Raw genomic sequence first — 24,819 nt, forward strand, 5'->3', positions numbered from 1 at the left:
ATGCAATTCTTAAGCTACATCCCCAATTGTATAAAACAATTTTTCCTTATTCATTGATTATTTATTAATTTTTTTACTACTTTTGATGGTCTAAAAGAAACTGAATTTCTTGCCTGGATTATTACTTTTTTTGACGTATTTGGTACATTTCCTGGCCTTTCTTTCTTTTTTTTAATCGAAAATGTTCCAAATGAAGATATTTTTACTATGCCGTCCTTTACCAAGCTTGTTTTTATCTCATCCAATATATCATCTATTATTGCAGCAGAGTCTTCTTTTGATAACCCAATTTCTTGGTTTATATCTTCAGCTATTATTGCCTTAGTTACTGTCATACCCCTTGTTGTAACGCAATCCATAATTTAGTGAGTATTACAATATATGAATATAATATAATAATCAACCTAAGCTTCGGCTACTTTATTTTTAGAACGTGCTTCTCTTGTAGCAGTATTAAAATACTAGTGGCTAATAATTGCAAATACTGCAAAAGCGCCATTTATGACCTGTAAAAGGGCTAACGTTAATACTACAATTTCACTCATAATAAACGTAAATCCATTGACAATGGATAAAATGTACCGATGTATTTCCGTTTCATACTTTCACTATCAACAATAAAATTAATACCAATTCTCAGTGTTAATAGATTAAATAAGCGACATTGCTAAGTGAGGAAAGAGAGGTAATAAATTTGCACGAAACACTCTCACGCAAAGCAATTGTACTATAGACTTTAATTACACAAAATATTCTATTTTTTATAGAAAACCAAAGTCTCTCAAAAAGACTTCTTGCATTCTTAAATATTGCAGCATTTGTTCAAGAAATATATTCATACAATTAGTGTTGATATTTAGTGCAAATACACTAGAATTTTCTACATTTCTAAGATTAACTACTGTAGAAACAAAAGTTTGTCTATTTAAGTTTTTAAAAATTTCCTGTCTACCTCTATCTTATCCATTGTAAATTGTTCTTGACGTAATATACAAAAAACTTCATTTTTAAATATACAGCATACTGTAGACTTGCTAATATTAAAGCCAAATTTTCCCTAAATTCTTATTCCCATTTCTTTAATGGGCAATATCACGGTTTTCTCATATGCATACTTTAATTTATTCGAATTGATTTTAAAATTCAATCTAGTTTTTCAACAACGTTGAAGAGAGTAAACAATTTCACTTCTCTTTTAAGTTTTAAGTACTTTCTCCATATAGTTAATGTTATTCTTGAAATGCAACAGCTGTTATGCTGTGCTTTTTGCTGCAATTATAGCATTTAACTTTTTTGCAACATATGTATTATTTCGTACTTTCTTCAGCATTTCTTTTGCTAATTCTAAGATTTTTTTATCCAATAAATTTTCATTTCAACGCCATTAAAACTTTGCTATCCTACTTACTTCAGCATTGCTTCTTTATCCATTATTACCTATCTATTCTTTATATTGTTGAATCAATAAGAACAAAGATTAAAGTAAAATTAGGTAAATAAAATTTTTATCTCTATGGACTGTGCTAATTGATCTAAGTTAAAAAATTTAGAAGTATCTAAAAGTATCGAAATTATATACTTGATACCACACCTACCTGAACTTAATCCTATTGAGAGACTTTGGTTGTATATAAAATAGAATATTTTGTGTAATAAAGTCTATAGTACAATTGCTTTGCATGAGAGTGCTTCGTGCAAATTTATTACCTCTCTTTCTCACTCCCAACTAAATAACTCTGTACAATGTCACTTATTTAACCCACTAACATTGAAAATTAGTATTAGAAGCTTCATCAAGTAGAAAATAAGGTAAAAGAATCACTGTTAATATTTACTATCTATTTTTTTAAATTAGGCGTCCTATACTATCTCAAATACTTTAGCAAGTGCATTTTTAGCTTATATTAGGTAAAATTTTAAAGTTTATTAAAGACATGAGGTGTATATAATGCAAAAAACTAAACACAAGACACCAAGTACATTAAGTTTTTCGTCATTTTATTCACACAGATTGAAGATAATTAAGTGACTCCAATAACATGCTTATCAAGTAGTTTTCTGTAATTCCGTTCCCCCTATTTTCAAATTATGATATTCATATGGTTTGTAAAAGAATTTAGTTATAAGGAGGGAAATGCCAATTTTTAGGTGATAATGTAAATATTTCAACACCATCTTTTGTTACCCCAAGTGTATGCTCAAATTGCGCAGAAAGTGAAAGATCACATGTTATTACTGTCCAATTATCAAGCTTACTAAGGAGAGTTTCATGCTTCCCAGCGTTGATCATTGGTTCTATTGTAAAAAACATCCCTTCCTTTAATACAAGGCTTTCATCTTGATCATAGAAATGTACTACATTCGGCGGAGCATGAAAGACTTTTCCTATACCATGTCCGCAATAGTTACGTACGATAGAATAGCCAAAATCTCTAATATACTTTTCTATAGCAAGGCCTATCTCATTCAATTTATTACCAGGCTTAACCTGTTTTATTGCTTCCATCAATGCACCATAAGTAGCATCACATAAGCGTTTTGCTTTCATTGATGGTTTACCAACCCAAAACATGCGGCTTGTATCACCATACCAACCATTTAAAATCACCGTAACATCAATATTTAAAATATCCCCATCTTTAAGCTGCTCATCATCAGGAATGCCATGACATACAACAGCATTTTTTGAAGTGCAAATCGACTTGGGATATCCTTTGTAGTTTAATGGCGCCGGAATTGCACCTGCTTTAACTATAAAATCATGACATAAATCATTTAATTCATTAGTTGTTACTCCTAGTTTTACATATGGTGCAATGAAATCAAGAGTTTTAGCTGCTAACCTTCCAGCTTTACGCATAAATTCAAAATCTTTTTGTGAATGTAAAGTTATGTTCATATTTTTCGCATATTATTGTAGTTACCATACACATTTTTATGTAAGATTAACAGCTTTGCTTACAGTTTATCAGTTATCAAAGTAAATTCCATAGATCCCAGTGTCAAGCATATAACTATACAAACATTGCAATATGCTTCCACTAAAGCAGGAAATTAGTGCGTAATACATAACTATACGTGTCAAATTAATGGTAAATACTCAAAATTGTAAGTCAAAAATCAGATTGAATATTTTGTAAATTCATAGATGTCTACGAATTACATATTTCATACTAATTCTCCTTTACAGGAAACGGATAGACAGTAATGGAAAAGAAGTCATACAGAAGTAAGTAAGTCAGCAAAAGAAATGCTAAAGAAAAGTACAAAATAAAACATATGTACAATCTAAAGTCTCCCAATGAGATTGAACTCTGGTAAATATGGTGGTAAGTATGTAATCTTGATATTTTAATATACCTTTAAATCTTTTAACTTGTGCTAACTAGCATAATCAATGATGTACACCAAATTGCAATTTATCAAAGATAAATAATTCTTGTTCAGGATACTTATCAATATCTCATTAAGTTTTTTTACTCTTTTTGTCTACTTTTATCTTTTTTATTGTGAATTGGTCTGGACTGATACATGAAAACTTCATTTTACACATTACTGTAAACTTGCTGACATTAGCCAAATTTCCCCAGATTCTTATTCTCGTTTCTTTAATGAGAAGACTAGAATTTTCTTAAATTTATACTCAACTTATTCAAATTAATCCCGGTTCAATCTAATTTTTCTATAGCGCTAGTAAGAGTAAACAATTTTCTTCTCTTCTAAATTTTAGGTACTTTCTTCATGTAATTAATGTTGTTCTCGAAATGCAACGGCTATTATGCTGTGCTTTTTTGCTACAATTACAGCGTTTTGTTTTTTGTAACATATACGTTATTTCGTATTTTCTTCAGCATTTTTTTGCTGATTTTAAGATTTCTTTATCCAATAATTTTCATTTTAACGCCATTTAAATCTTGCTATCTTACTTACTTCGGTATGGCTCTTCTTTATCCACTATCATTTATCTGTGCTCTTTGTAGGATGGAACTAATACTAGAACAAAGATTAAAGTAAAATTAGGTAGTAAAATTTTTATCTCTACAGTCTAGTTAATTCTAGAAATGTAGAGAGTTTTTAGGTATTTGTACCAAATATTAACACTGATTGTATGAATTCATTTCATGAACAAATGTTGCAATATTTTAGAATACGAGACAATTTTCTTATCATTGATTATATTAGTTAGCATAAGTCAAAAAAATTAAAGGTATATTAAAATATCAAGATTACATATCTATCACCATACTTACCAGAGCTCAATCCTATTGAGAAATTTCAAGCTGTACATAAAACAGAACATTTTGCGTAATTAAAGTCTATAACACAATTGCTTTGCGCGAGAGTGGCTTTGTGCAAACTTATTACTTTTCTTTTCCACTTAGCAATTAAATAATTCTGCAATGTCACTTATTTGATCCACTAGCAATTAGAATTGGTATTAGGCATATTTACCCAGATCTAATAAAATAGTTGAGGTTTTTATAGGACTATCAAATCTTGTCCACAGAGACTAGACCATGACTTTCGACTTCACCCAGTGGTATAACTTACTTATTTTACCATTCTGACCTAGCATACTAGGATTATTTTTATAAAAAGTGTCAATTATTAACTTTATAGAGCCTATGGCAGCAGAAAATACAGGATTCTTATCGTATTCACCATCAAGACCACTACATGACTCAGGGTATCCAATACGGACTTGTTTATTAAATATATAGCTTGCAATCTCCTTTATACTTGCTAGTTTGCTAGTGCCACCAGTGATAACCACTTTATTAATTGGATCTTGCTGCTTCTGAAAGTGCCCTTTTACTAACTCAAGTATCTCTTCAATCCTTGGTCTTATAATGTCAATAAGTTCAGACTTGGGCACTCGAATCTGTTCATCATTCTCACTATTTTGCACTGCAATGTACTCGTTCTCATCTATTGAAGTTACAACAGTACTACCATACAGTATTTTCATACGCTCCGCATGTTTTATGTTCACACATAATCCATAAGCTATATCTCGAGTAATATGAATACCACCAATTGGGATGCTGTTTGCATATATAAGCTTGCTTCTTTTGAAAATCCCAACTGCGGTGCACCCACCTCCTATATCAATAATAGCAGTTCCTAACTCTTTTTCATCTTCACTGAGACAAGCAAGACCTGCAGAATACGCGGAAGCAATGCAACCTGCCATACTTAAATCACTATTATTGGTTATGCAATTTTCAATGTTAGTAAGTGCTGGACGTGAAGCAGTGACAACATTAACATCAGCAGACAATCTCTTTCCATATAATCCACTAACTTCTCTTATATCAGTCATATCATCCAAGCGGTATTTTAGTGGTATATTGTGAATAATAACATTTTCTTCGATATATTTCTCAAACGTTTGAAAAACCACACGTTTTATATCCAAGTCAGAAATCTCATGATTACCTGCAATAATCTCATTATGCACATTAAAAGATAAGATTCCACACCCAGCAATATTAACACATATTTGGTCTATAGTTTCCTCTGACATTTGCTCAGCTAAATCTATAGTAGATGAAATAGAGTAATTTGCATATTTTATATCAGTTATTAATCCACCGTTTACGCCTTCTGCAACTTTATAACCTGCGCCTATTATTTTATAGCTGAAGTTGCTACTCATCTTAACAATTAGACAGATAATTTTCGTTGTACCTATATCTAAAACAGCAAAAACATCTCTCTTGGGTTTTACTATTACTGCAGAGTACATTAGTTGACCTTATTACATAATTTTATTTAAGCAGATTCCTTTAATAATTTATATTTCTATTACAAAAATACAGCAACATTTTTATATATCTAAATACTAGACAAAGGAAAAAATAAAGCATAGAATTATAACTTTATGCCTAAATTATCAATTATAATCGCTCCAGATAAAAGGTTAACCACATGTGCCAATGAAGTAACAGACATAAATAATAAAATTAAAGAACTAGTAAATAACATGTTCGAAACTATGTACGATGCAGAAGGTCTTGGCCTTGCCGCGGTACAAGTTGGAGTGCCAAAGAGAGTTTTTGTCGTGGATATTCAGTTAGAGGATATCGAAGATAGACCAGCAGGGTATGAATCGACTGGCAAATTTTGCATGATTAATCCTGAAATTACAGAACTATCAGATGAACCAGTCTTTCTTAAAGAAGGGTGCCTTTCAATCCCAGAGCAAAGTCATGAAATTAGACGCCCAAAATACTTAACTGTGAAATATAAAGACTTAAATAATAAAGAACAGACACTAAAAGCTAGTGGTTGGCTTGCAAGGTGTATTCAGCATGAGCTAGACCACCTAAATGGTATATTATATATTAGACATTTATCTAAATTGAAGTATGATATCGCCATAAAAAAAGCGCAAAAGGTTAAGAGTTACTATGAGCGATGAAGATTTAGAATTACTAAAGTTTTATCACGAAGTGGGTGTTGATTGCACACTAACAGAAAGTGAAGATGAAAAAAAAGTAAAAAGAGAGAAAAGTAGCAAAGTTGTGCAATCTTTTATTACTCAAGATAAATGGCAAAAAAAAGAGCAGCAATCTATGTTTCCAAGTGACTGGATAATTGAAGCAAGAAAACTTGCAAGTAAATGTAACAGCATAGATGAATTAAGAAGTACAGTTAGGTTATTTGAAGGTTGTGAGATAAAAAAAACTGCAACTAATACTGTTTTTTCCGATGGTAATCAAAGTGCGAAAATTATGCTTATTGGTGAAGCTCCAGGAGTAAATGAAGACCGTCAAGGCATACCATTTTGTGGTGTAAGCGGAATACTGCTCGATAAGATGCTTAGTGCAATCAATCTTGATCGCACCAAAGTATACATAAGCAATACTGTATTTTGGCGCCCACCAGGCAATAGAAAGCCAACTGATCTAGAGCTCGACATGTGTAAGCCATTCGTTGAGAAACATATTGCACTAGTTTCACCTCAGATCCTTATTTTGGTTGGAGGTATCGCGTGTTATAGCCTTCTTGATAACACAAAAACTATATCAATTTTGCGTGGCAGATTCCATACGTATACTAATCAATACTTATCGCATTCGATTATTACAGCTGCTATATTTCACCCAGCTTATCTACTTCGTCAACCAGCACAAAAACATTTAGCCTGGGAAGATTTGAAGAAGATTAGAGAATACCTTAATAATATCAATAACTGTACAGGTGCCTAGTAAATCGATAAAATAATGGACCTTTGTATTGCTTACTCATCAAGCACAACTGCTATAGCAGTCATTCAAAATAGCTTACAGAAATGTAGAAAATTGCTTGACACATTTTGCTAGTCCACTTAGTTATATCAGTGTAGCTGATTTATATAACTTTCCAGTCTATGCAAATTAAAATAACAAGAATGTTCTTGTATTCCGTATACTATTGTTTAATCTTTTGTACTATACGTACCATATGTCTTTATAGAAATTTCTGGATTTCTTAAACCCTATTCAAGCTGAAACGTGCTTATAAAGCACTTAAGACATCACACAATATCAAATTTTTTAAATTAAAGAGTTTGCAACTAGCTACTCCGGTTTTTCTTGCCTTTTTTCTATTTGATAAATTTCTTAGACATTTATAGCTAAGAGAAGTAATAAATTTGTATAAAGTACACTTCTCAAGTAAAGCAATTATATTATTGCCTTTATTACGCGAAATATTCTATTTTATACACAACTCCTAGAGTCCTTCAATAATATTGAATTCAGGTAAGCTGGTAGCAGATATATAATCTCGATATTTTTAGGTATTTTTAAATTTCTTGACTCATATCAACTGGCACAATTCATGATAAGAAAGGCTTCTTGTGTTCTCAAATATTGCAACATTTATTCAAAAAATATATTCATTCAATCAGTATTGAACATTCAGTATAAATAAGCTAGAACTCTCTCTATTTCTAGGATTAACTGCACTATAGAGATAAAAATTTTATCTACCTAATTTTATTTTAACCTGTGTTCTAACACCTTTTTTAAATCACCCGTGTCCAACTTCTGAATATGTGCAAACTGCAATTCATCAAAAATGATTAACTCTTATTCAGGCTATTTACCAATAGCCCTATTAAGTTTTTTTAATCCTTCTTGTCTATCTTTATCTTGTTCATTAAACTTGCTGACATTCAAGCTAAATTTTCCCCCTAGATTCCTATTCTCATTTCTTTAATGGTAATATACTATATTTTTTATATCCACACTTCAACCCGTTAAAATTAACTCTGATTCAATCTAGTTTTTCTACTAGATTGAGGAAAAGTAAACAATTTTCTTCTCTTCCAAATTTTAGGTACTTTATCCATGTAATCAATGCGGTCTTTGAAATGCAACATATTTTTGCTACAGCTATTATACTGTACTTTTTTACCTACCTCAGCAGCAGAACTCTTTTTTCATTATTGTCTATCCACTCCTTGTACAGTGATAATCTGTATCATAAGCAAACTCTTCTAGATACCAGTGACACTTGTGTTTGAGGCAAAACTTTATGTTAACTTAAATCTACATTAACATGCCCCATTTTACGCCTATCTCTAGCCTCTTTTTTTCCATATATGGTTAAATTAGCCTTCTTGTTACTTAAATACCTACAAGTATGATATACATCATCACCTATTATGTTTTTCGTCATACAAGGAAAACGCAATACCACTTCTTGTATAGGTAATTCACATATTACCCTAACCAATTGCTCAAATTGACTAACATTACATGCATCCAAGCTCCAGTGGCAAGAATTATGAGGTCTTGGAGCTAATTCATTAACTAGTAGCTCACTATTTTTAGTAATGAAAAGCTCAATAGCTAGAATTCCCACTACATCAAGCGCACCTGCTATTTTCTCCGCGGTTTGTTGTATTTCTCGAACTAACTTGCTATCCACTTTAGCCGGCACTATTGAAGTATCCAATATTCCATCAACATGGTAATTTTCTGCCACAGGAAAAAAAGCTACTTTACTATTTTTATCCCTTACAATAACTATTGAAACCTCTTTTAGTAAGTCAACACTTGCTTCAAGAATGTACTGTGCATTCCAGTCAAAGGAAGCAGATCGCTTAGCTTGAGAATCATTCCATATTATATATTGTCCCTTTCCATCGTAACCCATTTCTGCTGTTTTCAGCCTTGTTGGATAGCCAAAAGCTCTGCTAATTTCTAATAGTTCATTATGATTTTGTACACTTTTATAATCAGTGGTTCTTATGCCTAAATTTCTAATGAAATCTTTCTCCCTAAGCCTATTTTGTGAAATGTACAACGCTTTTTTACCTGGATAAAAATCCACATATTGTGACATAATATCAATTGCCTCACATGGAATATTTTCAGATTCAATAGTAACTAAATCCACACTCTGTGCAAAAGACTCAATCGCCTTTTTATCAGAAAAATCTGCTACTGTTAAATCATCAGCAACAGAACAAGCAGGATCATCTCTAGCATTAGCAAAGACATATGTTTTTTGTCCAAGTTTTGTTGCAGCAATAGCGATCATTTTACCTAATTGTCCACTGCCTACTATTCCTATCACTCTTTTGCAAAGTACATCCGACTTACTCATACAATCGATAAATAATTCTTAATTAGAATACTACAATATGCTTGAAGAAGCTACAAAAACAGTGTATAATTAAAGTATTATTTTTCTATCATGAGTACTCTGTCATGACTTTAGAATATACACTTACTACTAACTCTGTTGAAGTTACAGTTTTTCCAGTTTACATCGAAGAGCAATCTATTCCTTATGAAAATTGCTACGTATGGATGTACAATGTTAAGATAAAAAATAAAAGTTTATCAACTATTCAATTGCTGAGCCGCCATTGGCAAATAATAGATCACAAAGGAAAGGTAAATGAAATTGTCGGAGCTGGTGTTATTGGAGAGCAGCCTGTGATAAAACCTGGAGAAGTATTTAAATACACAAGCGGGACATACTTGAATGCACCTTCAGGAATAATGCAAGGTAAGTACGAATTTCTAAATGAAGAAAGTACAAAAGTTTTTGAGGTTACAATACCGCCTTTTTCTTTGGATAGTCCATACACAAACACCAGGCCACATTAAACCAACTAATTGGCGCTATCAAAACCTATTTTTTACCTTTGTCATCAAGCTTAAATAAGATTATTATAGAGATTAAGCCAATTATAACTAACATTAATAAAAATAGGGCAGCTTTTCTATAACGTTCATTGCTTACAAGTTCATATATTCTAATTAGTAGAATTCTAAAATTAAATGGCCTGATAATGAGTATTGCTGTCAGCTCTTTAACAGTATCCATAAATACAAGCAAAAATCCTGATAATATATTTTTCTTCATAAGAGGAATATGAATATTCAGGCATGTGAAAACAGGTCGATGACCCATAGTATATATGGTCCATTCAACCTCATTCGGTATTTTTTAAATCCTTAACTCTATTCCCTTGAAAGATATAGCAAAAAACGAAATAAATAGAAGATATCCTACTTTAAAATAGCACTATACTAATAGCAATAATTGCATTTGGAATCGTGTAACTCAAAGAAATTAGACGCACTAACTATATTAACGATCACCTTATCCTTAAGTGCCGTATATCTTATCATTATTGCAGTATTTGCTATACTGTTATAAAATCTTGCTTTGTATATAAAAAATCCCTTCTCTATGTTCTAATCTATAAATAGAATAATCTGCAAAGTAAAACTTACTAATATCAGCAATTACACATAAGATAAGTAAAAATTAATGATATAGCACCACTTATACTATGTTTATTGTGGTAATCTGAATTAGTATTGATGGCAGAATAGGACATCCCATCTTTTCGTAGAATTTTTTTGACAGCTATCAGTGCTGTAATGCAGAATGATTCTGCAACTACTAAAATAGCAGCTGAATATTTATCATGTAGTAAAAATTAGATGCGATATACCCCTGTGGTAAAGGTACCAATCGCAAGAAATTATGGTGTAGCAAAATATGTAATCACCCCTTCCATTAGCACCAAAAAATGTATCTCAGCTATAATTGATGGACGTATAGAGGGAATAACGCCAAAAAAATAAGCTCTGTAAAAAAAGAGAACTCAAGCGTTGATGCAACAGTAATTGAATTGCTAACATTTTTTAGACTTGAGCGGATTAATATGTAAACGTATAGATATAAACTGAATCCCATCACTAATATTCCACCTCCTAGAAATTTTATTTCAGAAAATCAATAATCACTTTTACTTCAGTAAAAAATTTCTCTTAATAAACAAAGCAACTTAAAAACCTTATTTCCAGAGAATGGAAAAAATGTGGTAAGCTAAGCTAGAATTAGCCCAAACATATAAAGATATACTTCCAACTCCTCTATCATCATAATTAACTTATTAAGTATATACTCAGGAAAAAGCGTGCTGATTACCCATTCAGAATTCGCCAACTTTGTAAATAGAATCTATATCAATAATAATATAGAACGAACAAATAATATACTTACTAGAAACTAAGAACATATATTTTAAAATACTCTTTAAAAAAACTAAATCAAATCCACACTTAATATTAAAATGTTATATACAAAAGCCTAAGATACCCAGAGTTGATCTATTGAATATCTTTATAATTTTGTATATCATATCCTAAGTTAGTAAGTTAATAATCATGAGCTTTGTTATAGCAACTTTCTATCGTTTTGTAGAACTCTCTAATTATTATGACATGAAAGATGAAATAAAAGCCATATGTAATAACATTGAGCTAAAGGGTACCATACTCCTTGCAGAAGAAGGCATTAACGCAACTATATCCGGTAAAAGAAATGCAATTAATAAAATATTTGATTTTCTACATTTCGATTATAGGCTGAAAGATCTTACATGGAAAGAAAGTGCAGTAGAATATCAACCATTTAGTAAGATGAAGGTAAAGTTAAAAAGAGAAATTGTTAATCTTGGTGTAAACAATCTTGATATTTCTCTTAGAGGCAAATACATCGACCCAGACTATTGGGATGATTTTATCTCTCAACCTGAAGTTTTAGTAATAGATACACGAAATGAGTATGAAGTGAGGTTGGGCAAGTTTAAAAATGCAATCAATCCACATACGCAATGTTTTCGTGAATTCCCTCAATGGGCAAAGTCCTTCTCCAAGAGTAAAGACTTGAACTTGGCTATGTATTGCACAGGTGGGATTAGGTGCGAAAAATCTACAGCGTACATGAAAAGCCTCGGATTTAATAATGTGTATCATCTTAAAGGTGGCATTCTTTCTTACCTTAAAAGAACTCACAATAAAAATGGTAATTGGGAAGGTGAGTGTTTCGTTTTTGATGATAGAATCGCCATTAATAACTCACTTAACCCAAGTGATAAAATAAAATGCATATTTTGCTCAAATCAAGTTTCAACAGATAAGCTAAAATCAGTCTCACGCGGCCAAGTGATTTGTTTCAATTGCAAATCTTCATAATTACAAGAAAGTTTACGTATTAGAACTGAATAAAGTCTCAGTAAATTTAAATCTTGCATGCATTTATTTCTTACTTCTAATCAACTCCAGAGCTCTTTTCAAAGAGATACCCTCAACATCCACATTTTTACCTAAAGCAACATTTATTTTACCGCACTTTATATAAAATCCATATCTACCACTACAGATAAAAACTTCTTTCCCTTCTTCATTAAAACCAAGAGATTTGAGCTCTTTGCGCGCATTGTTTACAATAATTTGCACGGCTTCATCTAACTGTGTTTCTAGCACTTCTTTGGAACTTTTCTTAAGAGAAAAGTATTTACTATCATAAAAAATATAGTATCCAAATCGTCCGAGGCCCATTTTTACCTCTTTCCCGGTTTCTGGGTGTTTTCCAATTACTTTCGGTAAGGAGAGCAGCCTAATAGCGGTATTAAGATCAATATCACTAACATTTATATCTTTTGGTATGGAAACCGTTTTTTTCTTTTCTGACTCACTATTAAGCTTCAGGTAAAGCCCAAAAGGACCTTTTTTGATCACTACTTCCTGACCAGTTACATCATCTATACCCAAGCTTTTTGGATATTCATAACTGTCATTACTGCCAGTAATCTCTTTTGTATGAGTACATGTAGGATAGTTAGAACATCCAAGAAACACTCCAGCTTTTCCAAAGTTTAATCTTAATACTCCATCATGACAATTAAGACATTTCTTATTTACTTCTTTTTTCCCTTCTTCTGAACAAAACCAATCAATTACTAAATCATGAATGCCGTTAAAAACTTCATCATGCGTCATTTGCCTGACAGAGTTTACATGATTAAAAAATGGTACCCAAAAATAACCCAGTTCCTTCTTCCAATCCGCACGTCCATTTGAGATTAAATCGAGCTTTTCTTCCATTTGCGCTGTGAAGTCATACTCTACACAACGCTGAAAAAAAGTTTCTAAAAATATGGTAACAATTTTGCCGCGGCTGCTTGGAATAAATCTTTTATTATCCAACGTAACGTACTCACGATCTTGTAACACTGAGATAACTGCCGCATAAGTTGATGGACGCCCTATACCAATTTCTTCCATTTTCTTAACTATACTTGCTTCATTATAACGTGGTGGAGGTTGAGTAAAATGTTGTTTTAGATCAACAGAAATCAGCTTACACTCTTCACCTTCTCTCATAGCAGGTAGCATGTTCTCGTCCTCACTATTCATATTATCTTTATAAACCTTATAGAAACCATCAAAGAATATGCTCGATCCACTTGCTTGAAAAAGCACTTTCTGATCAGCAGAACTAATTTTAACTACCACTTGATCAAGGATCGCCGATTCCATCTGACTTGCAGTGGTTCTTTTCCAAATCAAATCATACAATTTAAACTGTTCTGGCGTTAAGTAATCCTTAATGCTCTCCGGCGTTCTATTTATATCAGTCGGACGAATTGCTTCATGCGCTTCTTGAGCATTTTTAACCTTTTTTACATACTGACGAGGAGACTTTGGTAAGTATTTATCACCATACAATGACTTAATTAACCCTCTGATTGAGTTTATAGCCTCATCTGCAATATAAAACCCATCTGTACGCATGTAAGTTATTAACCCTACAGTCTCGTCCCCAATATCGATACCTTCGTACAAATTTTGTGCTATGCGCATAACATTTTTTACATTAAAATAGAGCTTATTCACTGCATCTTGCTGAAGACTAGAAGTAATGAATGGAGGTAGCGGATTTCTCCTAAATTGCCTGCGTTCTACTGTGTTTACAGCATATTGCCTAGATTTAACTTGCCTAATTAAGGCTTTTGTCTCTTCTTTGTCTCTAATACCAAATTTTTCTAGCTTTTTATTGTCATAGTGGCTCAGCACAACAAAAAAAGTTTCTCTTTTTCTATTTTGCATTTCTGCCCTGATGCTCCAATACTCTTGTGATATAAATTTACTAATTTCATTTTCTCGTTCGCATATAAGCTTTAATGCAACAGATTGCACTCGCCCTGCAGATTTGCTTCCAGACAATTTTGTCCACAGCAGTGGTGATAAGCTAAACCCAACCAAATAATCCAAAGCTCTACGTGCTTGTTGCGCACGTACTAAGTCCATATTCATCCCACGTGGATTTTCTATCGCCTCTTGTACCGCCCTTTTTGTTATTTCATTAAAGACCACTCTATAAATGTTGCTTTTATCATTGATTGCTTTCTTCTCCTTTAGTACCTCTATTATATTCCAAGCTATTGCTTCCCCTTCCCTATCTGGGTCTGTTGCAAGGTATATATCTGACGTTTGACTGGCTTCCTTTACTAGCTCTTTTACATGCTTCTCTGCTTTTTCAACAATTTCATATTTTATGGCAAAATCATTATCTGGATCAACAGAACCGTCCTTCACTGGAAGATCTCTTACATGTCCAAAAGACGCAGCAACTTTAAACTCTTTACTTAAATATTTACTTACCGTCTTTGCTTTTGCAGGCGACTCAACTATCAACAATGCCATATTATTATATTAGTACTTAAAGATAATATGTTGAGGAATATACGATGAAAAGTAAAAAAATGCTTTAATTGGTCCTTTTCATTTTATGAAGCGGGTTGTGGAACATTTTTAGAAATCTTTTAGACCTTACTATTTTAAGCAACTTCGATAATCTATTACAATAGTGTATGCTTGCAGCAGTAATAAGATAAACAAACCACAACTACTATTCCTACTAGTAACATTTTTAGCTAAATTGCAATATCTTCCCGAAAGCAATTCCAATTATTGTTAGTGTAGAATCAGCTACAATAGGTAATTTGCTCTTTTTTTATTTTATGAATTCTGGTGTTAATCATTGTTTTGAGTATTACTTATACCAATGCTCATTATTAATAAGTCAAATAAGTGACATTGAAAATGTGTTTAATTATAAAGTAAGAAAGAGAGATAATAAACTTACATAAAGTATTCTCAAGTAAAGCAATTACACCATAGATCTCATTACATAAAATGTCTTATTTTATATGCAACCAAAGTCTCTAAATAAGATTTGGCTCAGGTAAGCATGGTAGCTGGTACATAATTTCAATATTTTTATGTACCTTTAAATTTTTTGACTTATTCAACTAGCATTATCTATGATAAAAAAGGCTTCTTACGTTCTTAAATATTGTAACATCTGTTCAAGAAACACATTCATACAATCATCGACATTCGGTACAAAATGGACAAATTACCTAAAATTCGAAAGAGAAGAAAAATTGTTTACTCTTTCTCAATTTTATAGAAAAATTAGATTAAATCTAAGCTAATTTGAATAAATTGAAGTAAGATATAAGAAAACCCTAATACTACCATTAAAGAAATAAGATAAAATAATCTAGGAAAATTTAGCTTAAATACCAGCAAGTTTGTAGTACACCGTGATATGCAAAAAATGAAGTTTTCGCATATTACATCAAGATCAATTCATAATGAATAAGGTAAAGGTAGACAAGAAAAATTTTTAAAAAACTTAATAAGACTACTGGCAAGTATCATAAAAGAGTTATTCATCTTTGATAAATTACACTCACACAAGAAAATTGGACACTGATAGTTCAAAAAGGACGTTAAAACACAGTTAAAGTAAAAGAAATTAGGTAAATAAAATTTTTATCTCTACAGCGCAGTTAATCCCAGAAATGGAGAGATCTTTAACTCATTTGTACCAAATTGTCAACACTGATTATATGAATATATTTCTTAAAATTCAAAGGTACCTAAAAATATTGAGATTATATACCAGCTACCATGCTTACCTGAACCAAATCTTATTTAGAGACTTTGGTTATATATAAAACAGAACATTTTGTGTAATAAAGTCCATAGAGTATAATTGCTTTGCTTGAGAGCTCTTTAGTACAAATTTATTACCTCTCTTTTTCACTCTATAATTAAACACTCTGCAATGCTACTTATCTAACTCACTCACTAATAATGAGAAGCAGTATAATATTAGGGTCTTCTCGTATCCACACTACAACTTATTCAAATTAACTTAGATTCAATCTAATTTTTCCAAGAAATTGAGAAGAGCAAACAGTTTTCTTCTCTTTTAAGTTTTAAGTGCTTTATCCGTGCAGTTAGCACTTTTCTTAAAAATGCAACATATTTTTGCTACTGCTACTATACAGCATTTAGTTTTTTGCAACATGCGTTATCTTGCACTTTTTTCTAAGTTTCTTTTACCATTCCATAACTTTTTCATCCAATAATTTCGATTTTAACACTATTTAAATTTTGCTATTTTACTTACTCCAGCAAGGCTTCTTTTCTATTCACCATCTATCCATTCCTCGAATAGTTGGAGCTATTATAAATGATATTTAATCTATACAAGTCAGCAGAGTGGCTTACATGTGAAAGTTAAACTTATGCCAATAAATAAAGAAGATTTTTGAGTCATTGCAATAAAACTATAGACGCACATACCTAAATATGGTAAAAATAAGCTAACGTTATCTAAATCTACTATATATGCACGCGGACGGAATGGGATTCGAACCCATGGTACGCTTACCACGTACGTCAGTTTTCAAGACTGGTGCCTTAAACCTCTCGGCCATCCGTCCACTTTTTTTTTATCACAATATTTAATTTTAAGCAACTTATAAAAGTTTCACTTGCCTACACAGAAGCTATTGAATATATCATCCAATACTTCTTCAACATTAATAATCCCGGTCACTGCACCAAGTTCAGACGCTGCAAGCCTTAAATCTTCAGATATCAATTCAATTGGATTGTTCATATTAAAACGTCGCAAATATTCTATAGCTTTCTGCATGCAATTCCTATGCCTTTGCCTAGTAATTACAGGAACATTCTTATCATAGCCAAATTTTTTCTCTATTTCTTCTCTAATTACATAAACTAGCTTTTTTGTGCCTATTCCTTTTAAAATAGAAAGAGGTAAAAAATCTATGTCGTTAATTTTTATATTGTGATCATTGGCAACATTGTCAGCTTTACTCAACACGTAAATAGTATTACTACTTATAACATTGCAATTGATGTTATAACGCTGCTCAAAAGGAAATAGCTCTATTCTTAAATCAGCTTCACAAGACCTCTTTTTTGCTCGATCTATACCTTCTAATTCCACAGGATCTGAACTCTCACGAATTCCAGCAGTATCAGAAAGAATAATTGGGTATCCGCCAATATCAATATGAGCTTCAAGTACATCTCTTGTTGTGCCTACATATTCAGAAACAATAGCGATATCGCGCCTGGCCAAGAAATTAAATAGCGTTGACTTGCCAACATTTGGTTTACCAGTTATTACAACATGTAAACCCTCACGCAATCTTTCACCACGCCTATTATCATTCAAATACTCTTGCATTGACTGCACAAGAGCTTGCACCTCATTGCTGACTCTTTCCAGTTCCTCTCTTTCTATTGCAACATCCTCTGGAAAGTTTATATAAGCTTCAATTTTGGACTGCACTGCTATTAACCTCCTTCTCCAACTACTATATAGCCTTTCCAATTCTCCTGACATCTGCTTAATTGCTTGTTTAGCTTGCATCTTTGTTTCAGCATCGATTAAATCTGCTATTCCTTCTATCTGCGTTAAATCAAACTTGCCATTCAGAAAAGCCCTAAGAGAAAATTCCCCAGGCTTAGCTATGACAAAAATTTTCGACAATTCTTCAAAAATGATCTTTATTACTGCTTTGCTTCCATGCACTTGCAATTCTATAACATCTTCGCCAGTAAAGCTGCTTGGAGCAGGGAAATAAATTGCTATTCCATTATCAATCAATTGACCTGTACTATCATACAGATCAACCAAAGTAGCAAACCTGGGTTTAATATCTTTCTTAACATGAAAATGATTTAAAGCTTTAAGCGCACGATCACCTGAAATCCTAATTACTGCAATTCCTGACTTACCAAAGACGGTTGATAAAGAAAAAATAGTTTCATCTATGTTCATCATATATAAATGGTTTATCTCTCAACAATGTTACCTTCAAAGAAGCAAAATACCTAATTTTAAAATGCTAAAAATTTTTATTTGCTTTGCTAATTTATAGCAATACAATAACGCTATATTAAGAAATCAAATATATCTATCTTACAAAGAATCTTTAAAATTCCCCATGTTGGCTAGTATTAACTTAATATTTATTATAGAATTGATTACGAACTAAATAACCTTGCTTATGCACAAAATGCTGATTTTATTATTGATAATATTACCAATCAAGTTGCTTGCAGTTAAAATTGAGATTATTGCAGATGTAAATGGTGAGCCAATTTCAAATTTAGACATTGAAAAACGCATTAATTTGATACATTCATTATTCGGTGCTCATGGCGTTAATAAAAATGAACTAAAGCTTCAAATTTTGAAGCAGCTAATAGATGAAGCTATCATTAGCAACGAAGCACAAAGATTAAATATAAAATTAAGTGATGAAGAGTTAAGCAACGCTGTCGTGTTATTCCTAACTCAAAGTTTTAAAATCAAGGATAATGAAATTGATCAATACGTAAAAGGGCATAATATAGACCTTAACATCTTAAAAAAGCAAATAGAATGCCAGCTTTTGTGGGGCAAAATCATCGAAGCAAGAATCATGCTATTCATTAAAATAAGCGACAAGGAAGTAAACGACGCAAAAAGACAAATAGAAAAGCCAGATTATCTTATCACGTTCCAAGAGTTTATAATTCCCAATCAGAAAGACGTAAATATCTACAGTATAGCTGGAGATTTAATGGAAAAATTAAGGAATAGTAATAACACCTTCATTCCAGAAGCTCCAATAAAGATGCGTAAAGTAACTGTTAATTTAAATCAATTAAAAAGCAACCTCAAGAGCATTTTAGAAAGACTCGAAACTGGCGACATAGCAGGTCCAGTTAGTTCCAGTGATGGTTATTCTATTGTAAAAGCAATAGATAAAGTACAACTTGATCATGCAATGATGGAAAGCACTCTAAAATTAAAACAGATTGTAGTAAAAGACTCAGAAAATTTATTAGATAATCTCAAAAAACAAGAAGTTAATTGCTTAAACTTTAATGAAGTGGCAAATAATCTTAATTTGCCAAACGCAAAAGAATTTGAAATAAAAATGCGGGATTTAAATCCTAATTTACAGGCTTTATTTAGAAAAACAAGTGTAAACGAAATAATAGAATCCAGAGAAAATAGCACTGTAAGGTTAATGATGTTATGTGATATCAAAGATAACACAGTAGATACAGAAGCACTTAAACAACAAATATATCAACAAAAGATTATAACACAAAGCAACTTACTATTAGATGACTTGCGTAAAAATGCAGCTGTCAATTATCAATATAGTTAAGACATAACTAAAGTAACTTATGCTGCTTAATTAGTAGTCCAGTATAAGGTTGTACTAGCGCTATAGTAAAAACATCATTGCCTTGTTGCTACCTGCAGCATTTCATGCGCTGATACTTAAATCAATACATCTATATAAATCTTTTCTTCTCAGTCATAAAGCAATAATTTCTAACTGTGAAATCAGTTACAGAAAGATGGTACACATACCTTCCAAAATACTGACTACTTTCTTTATCAAACTAGATTCCTGATTTAATAGAAACATGATTTCCTTATTACTTATAATATTGGCCTAACATAATAGGCAATCTTTTAGTTCATCATTCACTACTAAGTTAGTATTCCAAATCACTGACCATCAGTGAGCACAATTTTCATAATCTCATTTTTTGAGTTTATCATAAAAAATTTGTTACTATTCATATCTTTATATGATGTTGTAGGCAACCGCTCCCTTGATATACCCCACATAATCATATCACTGATATTTTTTGCTTGCATAAGCTGGTGATCACAAAAGATTTCCTAATTCTGTATCAACAGCAACAACAGAGAGTTATTTGTTGCTATTAATATATTACGCTTTACTACCGTAGTAAGGTGTAACATCTGTAAATTGAGTATCTAAAATATTGTAGAAGGTCACTTATAATACTAATTTTTACTGTTAATAGGTTAAATAAGTGATACTGCAGAATTGTTTAATTGCGGTGTAAAAAAGAGAAGTAATAAATTTACACAAAGCGCTCTCAAGCAAAGTATTTATTACAGACTTTATTACGTAAAATGTTCTGCTTTATGTAGAACTAAAGTCTCTCAATAGGATTGAACTCAGGTAGGTATATAATCTCAATATCTTTAGATGCATTTAAATCTTTTGACTTATTTTACTAGCGCAACCCATGTCAAGAAAGACCTCTTGTATTCTTAAATATTGCAATATTTATTTAAAAGATATATTCATATAGTCAGTGTTAACATTTGGTACAAATAAGTTAGAACTCTTTTCATTTTTATGATTAACTGCACTATAGAGATAAAAATTTTGTCTACCTAATTTTACTCTAACCTGTGTTTTAACGTTCTTTTAAAACCATTAGTGTCCAACTTTTAAATGTATGAAAATCGTGATTTATCGAGGGAAAATAACTCTTGTTCAGAAGATTTAACTGAAGTAAGTAAAGTAACAAGGTTTAAATGGCGTTGAAACCAAAGTTATCAAATAAAAAAGTTGTGAAATCAGTAAAAGGAACACCGAAGAAAGTGCGAAATAACATATATGTACAAAAGAACTAAATGCTATAATTGCAGCAAAAAAACACAGTATACTAGCTGTAGTAAAATGGATAAAATATTTTAAATTCAGAAAAGAAGAAAAATTGTTCACCTCTTTTAATTTCATAGAAAAATTAGATTTAAATCTAAGTCAATTTAAACAAGTTAAAGTATAGATACAAAAAAAACCTAATGTTACCATTAAAGAAGTGGGAATAAGAATTCAGGAAAAATTTAGCTTGAATGTCAGTAAGCCTGCAGTAATATGTAAAAATGAAGTTTTCATATATTACATCAAGATCAATTTACAATGAACAAGATAAAAGTAGGAAGAAAGAGTAAAAAAATTTAATGAGACTATTGGTAAGTATCATAAATAAGAGTTATTTATCCTTGATAAATCGCAATTTTTCACCTATTTAAAAATTGGACATTAATGGTTTTAAAAGAGCGTTAAAACACAGGTTAAAGTAAAATTAGGTAGACAAAATTTTTATCTCTACAGTGCAGTTAATCATAAAAATGGAGAGAGTTCTAACTTATTTGTACCAAATGTTAACACTGACTATATGAATATATCTTTTAAATAAATATTGCAATATTTAAGAACACAAGAAGTCTTTCTTGACATGGGTTGCGCTAGTAAAACAAGTCAAAAGATTTAAATGCATCTAAAGATATTGAGATTATATACCTACCTGAGTTCAATCCTATTGAGAGACTTTGGTTCTACATAAAGCAGAACATTTTACATAATAAAGTCTGTAATACAATACTTTGCTTGAGAGCGCTTTGTATAAATTTATTACCTCCCTTTTTCACACCGCAATTAAACAACTTTGCAATGCCACTTATTTAATCTAATAATAATGAGAATTCGCATAAGATCACAACCTTTTCCCATCTTTAAATGAAAGATACTAACTTTCCATTTTGAAAAACTAAACTATGAGCTTATCACGCATAATTACAGGAAATACACGTAATTTGACCTTGTTGCTTAATTGCTATCATCATGACATGACTTATGATAGGACCAACTGTACTATCATTCTCTATGTTCAGTAAGTACAAACAGTCGTCTAAAGTTCAAATTACCAGTCTATCATTAAAAGTTGTAAAATTTTCTCTTATCAAACACTTTAACTCCTTTTTTCATATAACGTTGATTTTCACTTATTGCATATAGTACATTATCTATGCTAAGTAAATTTTACGACAATAGCCTCTATAAATAGCACCCACTTTACCAAGTGTTTTATGACTATTAGATAAATCCAGTTTTTTATCTTCCCATCTTGGGTAATACAATACCAAATCATCACCCGATAACTAGATCAAGGCTCTTTCGTAAATGGGATTGTCCTATATAACCTTGAGAAAACTCTCTACTTTAATTAGTCTATAGGTGATACTTATATTTATCTTTTATTTGCAAGACAGGATCTACCTTATCTTGTTACAATAACACAATTTGTGCTTAATAAGAAAGCAATTTAAAAAATTGCTAATTTCATAAAGCTTTTTCAGAAAGGTTATTTACATATATAAAAAAAATTACTACTACAACATATCTTACCTTTGTTTGCCACCTATTTTAAACAGATATTCACCATAAAATTTAATGAGAGTCCCATTTTACAGTGTTTAAATCCATTCCTTCTTGCACCATTTCCCAAAGTGGGCTCATTTCTCTTAGCCGCTCTATATTTTTAGCAATAAGATCTGCCGCATATAAAATTTCGTCTTTAGTCGTAAATCGGCCAAGGCCAAATCTAATTGATGAATGCTCAAGGCCATTACCACTATTCAGGGATCGTATAACATAGGAAGGTTCAAGAGATGCAGATGTGCATGCAGAACCAGAACTTACTGCCAAATCCTTGATTGCCATGATGAGAGATTCACCTTCAACATAGGGAAAACTTAAGTTTAAATTTCCTGGAATTCTATTCTCATAATCACCATTTAAAACAACATCAGGAAATGCTTCTTTTATTTTATTGTACAAAATATCCCTTAACTTTTCTAATTTAGTTGCCTCTTTTTTCATCTCCTTTTTAGCAATACGTGCTGCTTCACCAAAACCAACTACAAGTGGGGTTGGAACTGTTCCAGAACGCATACCCCTTTCCTGCCCTCCACCATTAATCAATGGCGTCAGCCTAACACGAGGATTTTTTCTACGAATATACAACGCACCTATTCCCATAGGCCCATAAATTTTGTGGCTAGTAATGCTCATTAGATCAATGTTCATTTCATTTACATCTACTGAAACTTTTCCAAAACTTTGAGCAGCATCTGTATGGAAAAACACGTTATGCTTTCTGCATATTGAACCAATTTCTTTTATAGGCTGAATTACTCCAATTTCATTATTTACCATCATTACTGAAACAAGAATTGTTCTATCAATTATTGCCTCTTCAAGTTTAGACAAATCTATAATTCCATTTTGCTTAACAGGCAAATATGTAACCTTAAAGCCTTCACTCTCCAGATGCCGACAAGAATCCAGAACGCACTTATGTTCTGTGCAAACAGTTATTAAATGATCTCCTTTATTTTTATAAAAGTGAGCAACACCCTTGATTGCCATGTTATTTGACTCAGTTGCACCTGAGGTAAAGATAATTTCCTTACTATCGGCATTTACCAGATCAGCAATGTGCCTTCTCGCCTTTTCCACTACTTCCTCAGCAGCCCAACCAAACGAATGGCTACGAGAATGTGCATTACTGAACTCACCAAAATAAGGCATCATCACCTTTAAAACACGAGGATCTACTTTAGTAGTAGATTGATAATCAAGAAATATTGGTAATTTCACTTTAGCACTGTGTACTTTCCCATTTTTCACATTCATAATCGGTATAAAAGTTTTGAACATAGAAGTTACAGTTTTTCATAGCACTAAAAATTAATTTTTTCAAGATATAATTTTTCCTCAATATAAAATCTGATGTACAAAAGTTGTCATACTAATTTCCACTATACGAGGAACAGATAAATAATAATAAAGCACTAAAATTTAAAAGAGAAAAAAAACTGTTTGCTCCTTTAACATTGTAAAAAATTAAGTTAGATTAGAGTTACTTTGAACAAGTTAAAGTACTGATATAAAAAAACCTGATATCACCATCAAGATCAATTCATAATGAACAAGATAAAGATAAACAAGAGGAGTTTAAAAAAACTTAATGAGGGTATTGGTAAATATATTAAACAAGAGTTATTCATCTTTGATGAATCGCAATTTTGCACATACTCAAAAGTTAGATACTGATGATTTTAAAAGGACGTTATATCAATTCTCATTAATTAGTGGATCAAATAAGTGATATTTAGAGTTATCTAATTGCGTAGCAAAAAGAGAGGTAATAATCTGCACAAAGTATTTTTAAGCAAAGCAATTATATCACAGACTTCATTACACAAAATGTTTTGTCTTATATACAACCAAAGTTCCTCAATAAGATTGAGCTCTGGTAAGCACAGTGATGAATATATAGTTTCAATATCTTTAAGTATATTTAATTTTTAACTTATATCAACCAGCACAATCTATAAAAATGAAGAAATAAATTTTTTCTACGTAATTTTACTTTAACTTGTCTCTAATGTCCCTTTTAAACTACCAATATCTAACTTTCGAGCGTGTGCCAAATCGCGATT

General features: G+C 31.5%; 15 protein-coding genes, 1 tRNA gene and 1 pseudogene. 7 read left to right on the forward strand and 10 right to left on the reverse strand.

Translation table 11 applies throughout. The annotated features are described in order from the left end of the window. Positions 1-50: 50 nt before the first annotated feature. The 3 genes from GOY07_RS02785 to ftsA form a co-directional block, all read right to left on the reverse strand. Positions 51-359, reverse strand: a complete 309-nt coding sequence (locus GOY07_RS02785) for an integration host factor subunit alpha (RefSeq protein WP_175838046.1) — start codon at positions 357-359, stop codon at positions 51-53. 1,757 nt (positions 360-2,116) lie between these two features. Then, positions 2,117-2,899 carry a type I methionyl aminopeptidase gene (gene map, locus GOY07_RS02790; protein ID WP_175838047.1) on the reverse strand — a complete coding sequence of 261 codons (783 nt, stop codon included), beginning with the start codon at positions 2,897-2,899 and terminating at the stop codon, positions 2,117-2,119. A gap of 1,611 nt (positions 2,900-4,510) precedes the next feature. After that, entirely contained in the window at positions 4,511-5,749 is a 1,239-nt protein-coding gene (gene ftsA / locus GOY07_RS02795) for a cell division protein FtsA (RefSeq protein WP_175838049.1), read from the reverse strand. Positions 5,750-5,884: 135 nt separating this feature from the next. Between ftsA and def the strand changes: the two genes are divergently transcribed. Together def and GOY07_RS02805 are read left to right on the forward strand one after the other, a co-directional pair. After that, entirely contained in the window at positions 5,885-6,424 is a 540-nt protein-coding gene (def, locus tag GOY07_RS02800) for a peptide deformylase (protein ID WP_175838051.1), read from the forward strand. After that, positions 6,414-7,214, forward strand: coding sequence for a uracil-DNA glycosylase (locus GOY07_RS02805; RefSeq protein ID WP_175838052.1), 801 nt, complete (start codon positions 6,414-6,416; stop codon positions 7,212-7,214). Before def ends, GOY07_RS02805 begins: the two co-directional genes overlap by 11 nt. A gap of 1,315 nt (positions 7,215-8,529) precedes the next feature. On the opposite strand, the gene GOY07_RS02810 is transcribed toward GOY07_RS02805, so the two are convergent. Continuing rightward, on the reverse strand, positions 8,530-9,603 hold the full coding sequence (locus tag GOY07_RS02810; RefSeq protein ID WP_175838054.1) for a 5-(carboxyamino)imidazole ribonucleotide synthase: 1,074 nt from the start codon (positions 9,601-9,603) through the stop codon (positions 8,530-8,532). A 104-nt stretch (positions 9,604-9,707) separates the two neighbouring features. On the opposite strand from GOY07_RS02810, the gene apaG reads away from it, so the two are divergent. After that, complete coding sequence (apaG, locus tag GOY07_RS02815) at positions 9,708-10,112, forward strand: Co2+/Mg2+ efflux protein ApaG (RefSeq protein WP_175838056.1); 405 nt, start codon at positions 9,708-9,710, stop codon at positions 10,110-10,112. Positions 10,113-10,137: 25 nt separating this feature from the next. On the opposite strand, the gene GOY07_RS04400 is transcribed toward apaG, so the two are convergent. After that, complete coding sequence (locus tag GOY07_RS04400) at positions 10,138-10,371, reverse strand: hypothetical protein (protein WP_246224375.1); 234 nt, start codon at positions 10,369-10,371, stop codon at positions 10,138-10,140. Between the two features lie 587 nt (positions 10,372-10,958). Between GOY07_RS04400 and GOY07_RS04405 the strand changes: the two genes are divergently transcribed. Both GOY07_RS04405 and trhO read left to right on the forward strand, forming a co-directional pair. Then, on the forward strand, positions 10,959-11,102 hold the full coding sequence (locus tag GOY07_RS04405) for a hypothetical protein (protein ID WP_246224379.1): 144 nt from the start codon (positions 10,959-10,961) through the stop codon (positions 11,100-11,102). A gap of 585 nt (positions 11,103-11,687) precedes the next feature. Continuing rightward, a complete protein-coding gene (gene trhO, locus GOY07_RS02825; RefSeq protein ID WP_175838058.1) occupies positions 11,688-12,497 on the forward strand; it encodes an oxygen-dependent tRNA uridine(34) hydroxylase TrhO in 810 nt (269 codons plus the stop codon). 63 nt (positions 12,498-12,560) lie between these two features. Here trhO and topA read toward each other — a convergent pair whose 3' ends face one another. The 3 genes from topA to mnmE form a co-directional block, all read right to left on the reverse strand. Next, the gene (topA, locus tag GOY07_RS02830; RefSeq protein ID WP_175838060.1) at positions 12,561-15,011 is read right to left on the reverse strand and encodes a type I DNA topoisomerase; all 2,451 of its coding nucleotides are present in this window, start codon (positions 15,009-15,011) and stop codon (positions 12,561-12,563) included. A gap of 2,008 nt (positions 15,012-17,019) precedes the next feature. Continuing rightward, positions 17,020-17,107: transfer RNA gene (locus GOY07_RS02835), tRNA-Ser, on the reverse strand. Positions 17,108-17,154: 47 nt separating this feature from the next. After that, positions 17,155-18,483 carry a tRNA uridine-5-carboxymethylaminomethyl(34) synthesis GTPase MnmE gene (mnmE, locus tag GOY07_RS02840; protein WP_175838062.1) on the reverse strand — a complete coding sequence of 443 codons (1,329 nt, stop codon included), beginning with the start codon at positions 18,481-18,483 and terminating at the stop codon, positions 17,155-17,157. Between the two features lie 226 nt (positions 18,484-18,709). Between mnmE and GOY07_RS02845 the strand changes: the two genes are divergently transcribed. After that, positions 18,710-19,864 (forward strand): SurA N-terminal domain-containing protein, encoded by a 1,155-nt coding sequence (locus tag GOY07_RS02845; protein ID WP_175838063.1) that lies wholly within the window; start codon positions 18,710-18,712, stop codon positions 19,862-19,864. Between the two features lie 350 nt (positions 19,865-20,214). On the opposite strand, the gene GOY07_RS02850 is transcribed toward GOY07_RS02845, so the two are convergent. Beyond that, entirely contained in the window at positions 20,215-20,367 is a 153-nt protein-coding gene (locus GOY07_RS02850) for a hypothetical protein (RefSeq protein WP_175838065.1), read from the reverse strand. Between the two features lie 696 nt (positions 20,368-21,063). Here GOY07_RS02850 and GOY07_RS02855 point away from each other — a divergent pair. Then, positions 21,064-22,005: pseudogene (locus GOY07_RS02855) on the forward strand (IS630 family transposase). A 757-nt stretch (positions 22,006-22,762) separates the two neighbouring features. On the opposite strand, the gene GOY07_RS02860 reads toward GOY07_RS02855, so the two are convergent. Beyond that, entirely contained in the window at positions 22,763-24,010 is a 1,248-nt protein-coding gene (locus GOY07_RS02860; RefSeq protein WP_175838531.1) for an IscS subfamily cysteine desulfurase, read from the reverse strand. Positions 24,011-24,819: the final 809 nt, after the last annotated feature.

The sequence above is a fragment of the Wolbachia endosymbiont of Litomosoides sigmodontis genome (assembly GCF_013365435.1).
In the GTDB taxonomy this organism is placed as follows: Bacteria; Pseudomonadota; Alphaproteobacteria; order Rickettsiales; family Anaplasmataceae; genus Wolbachia.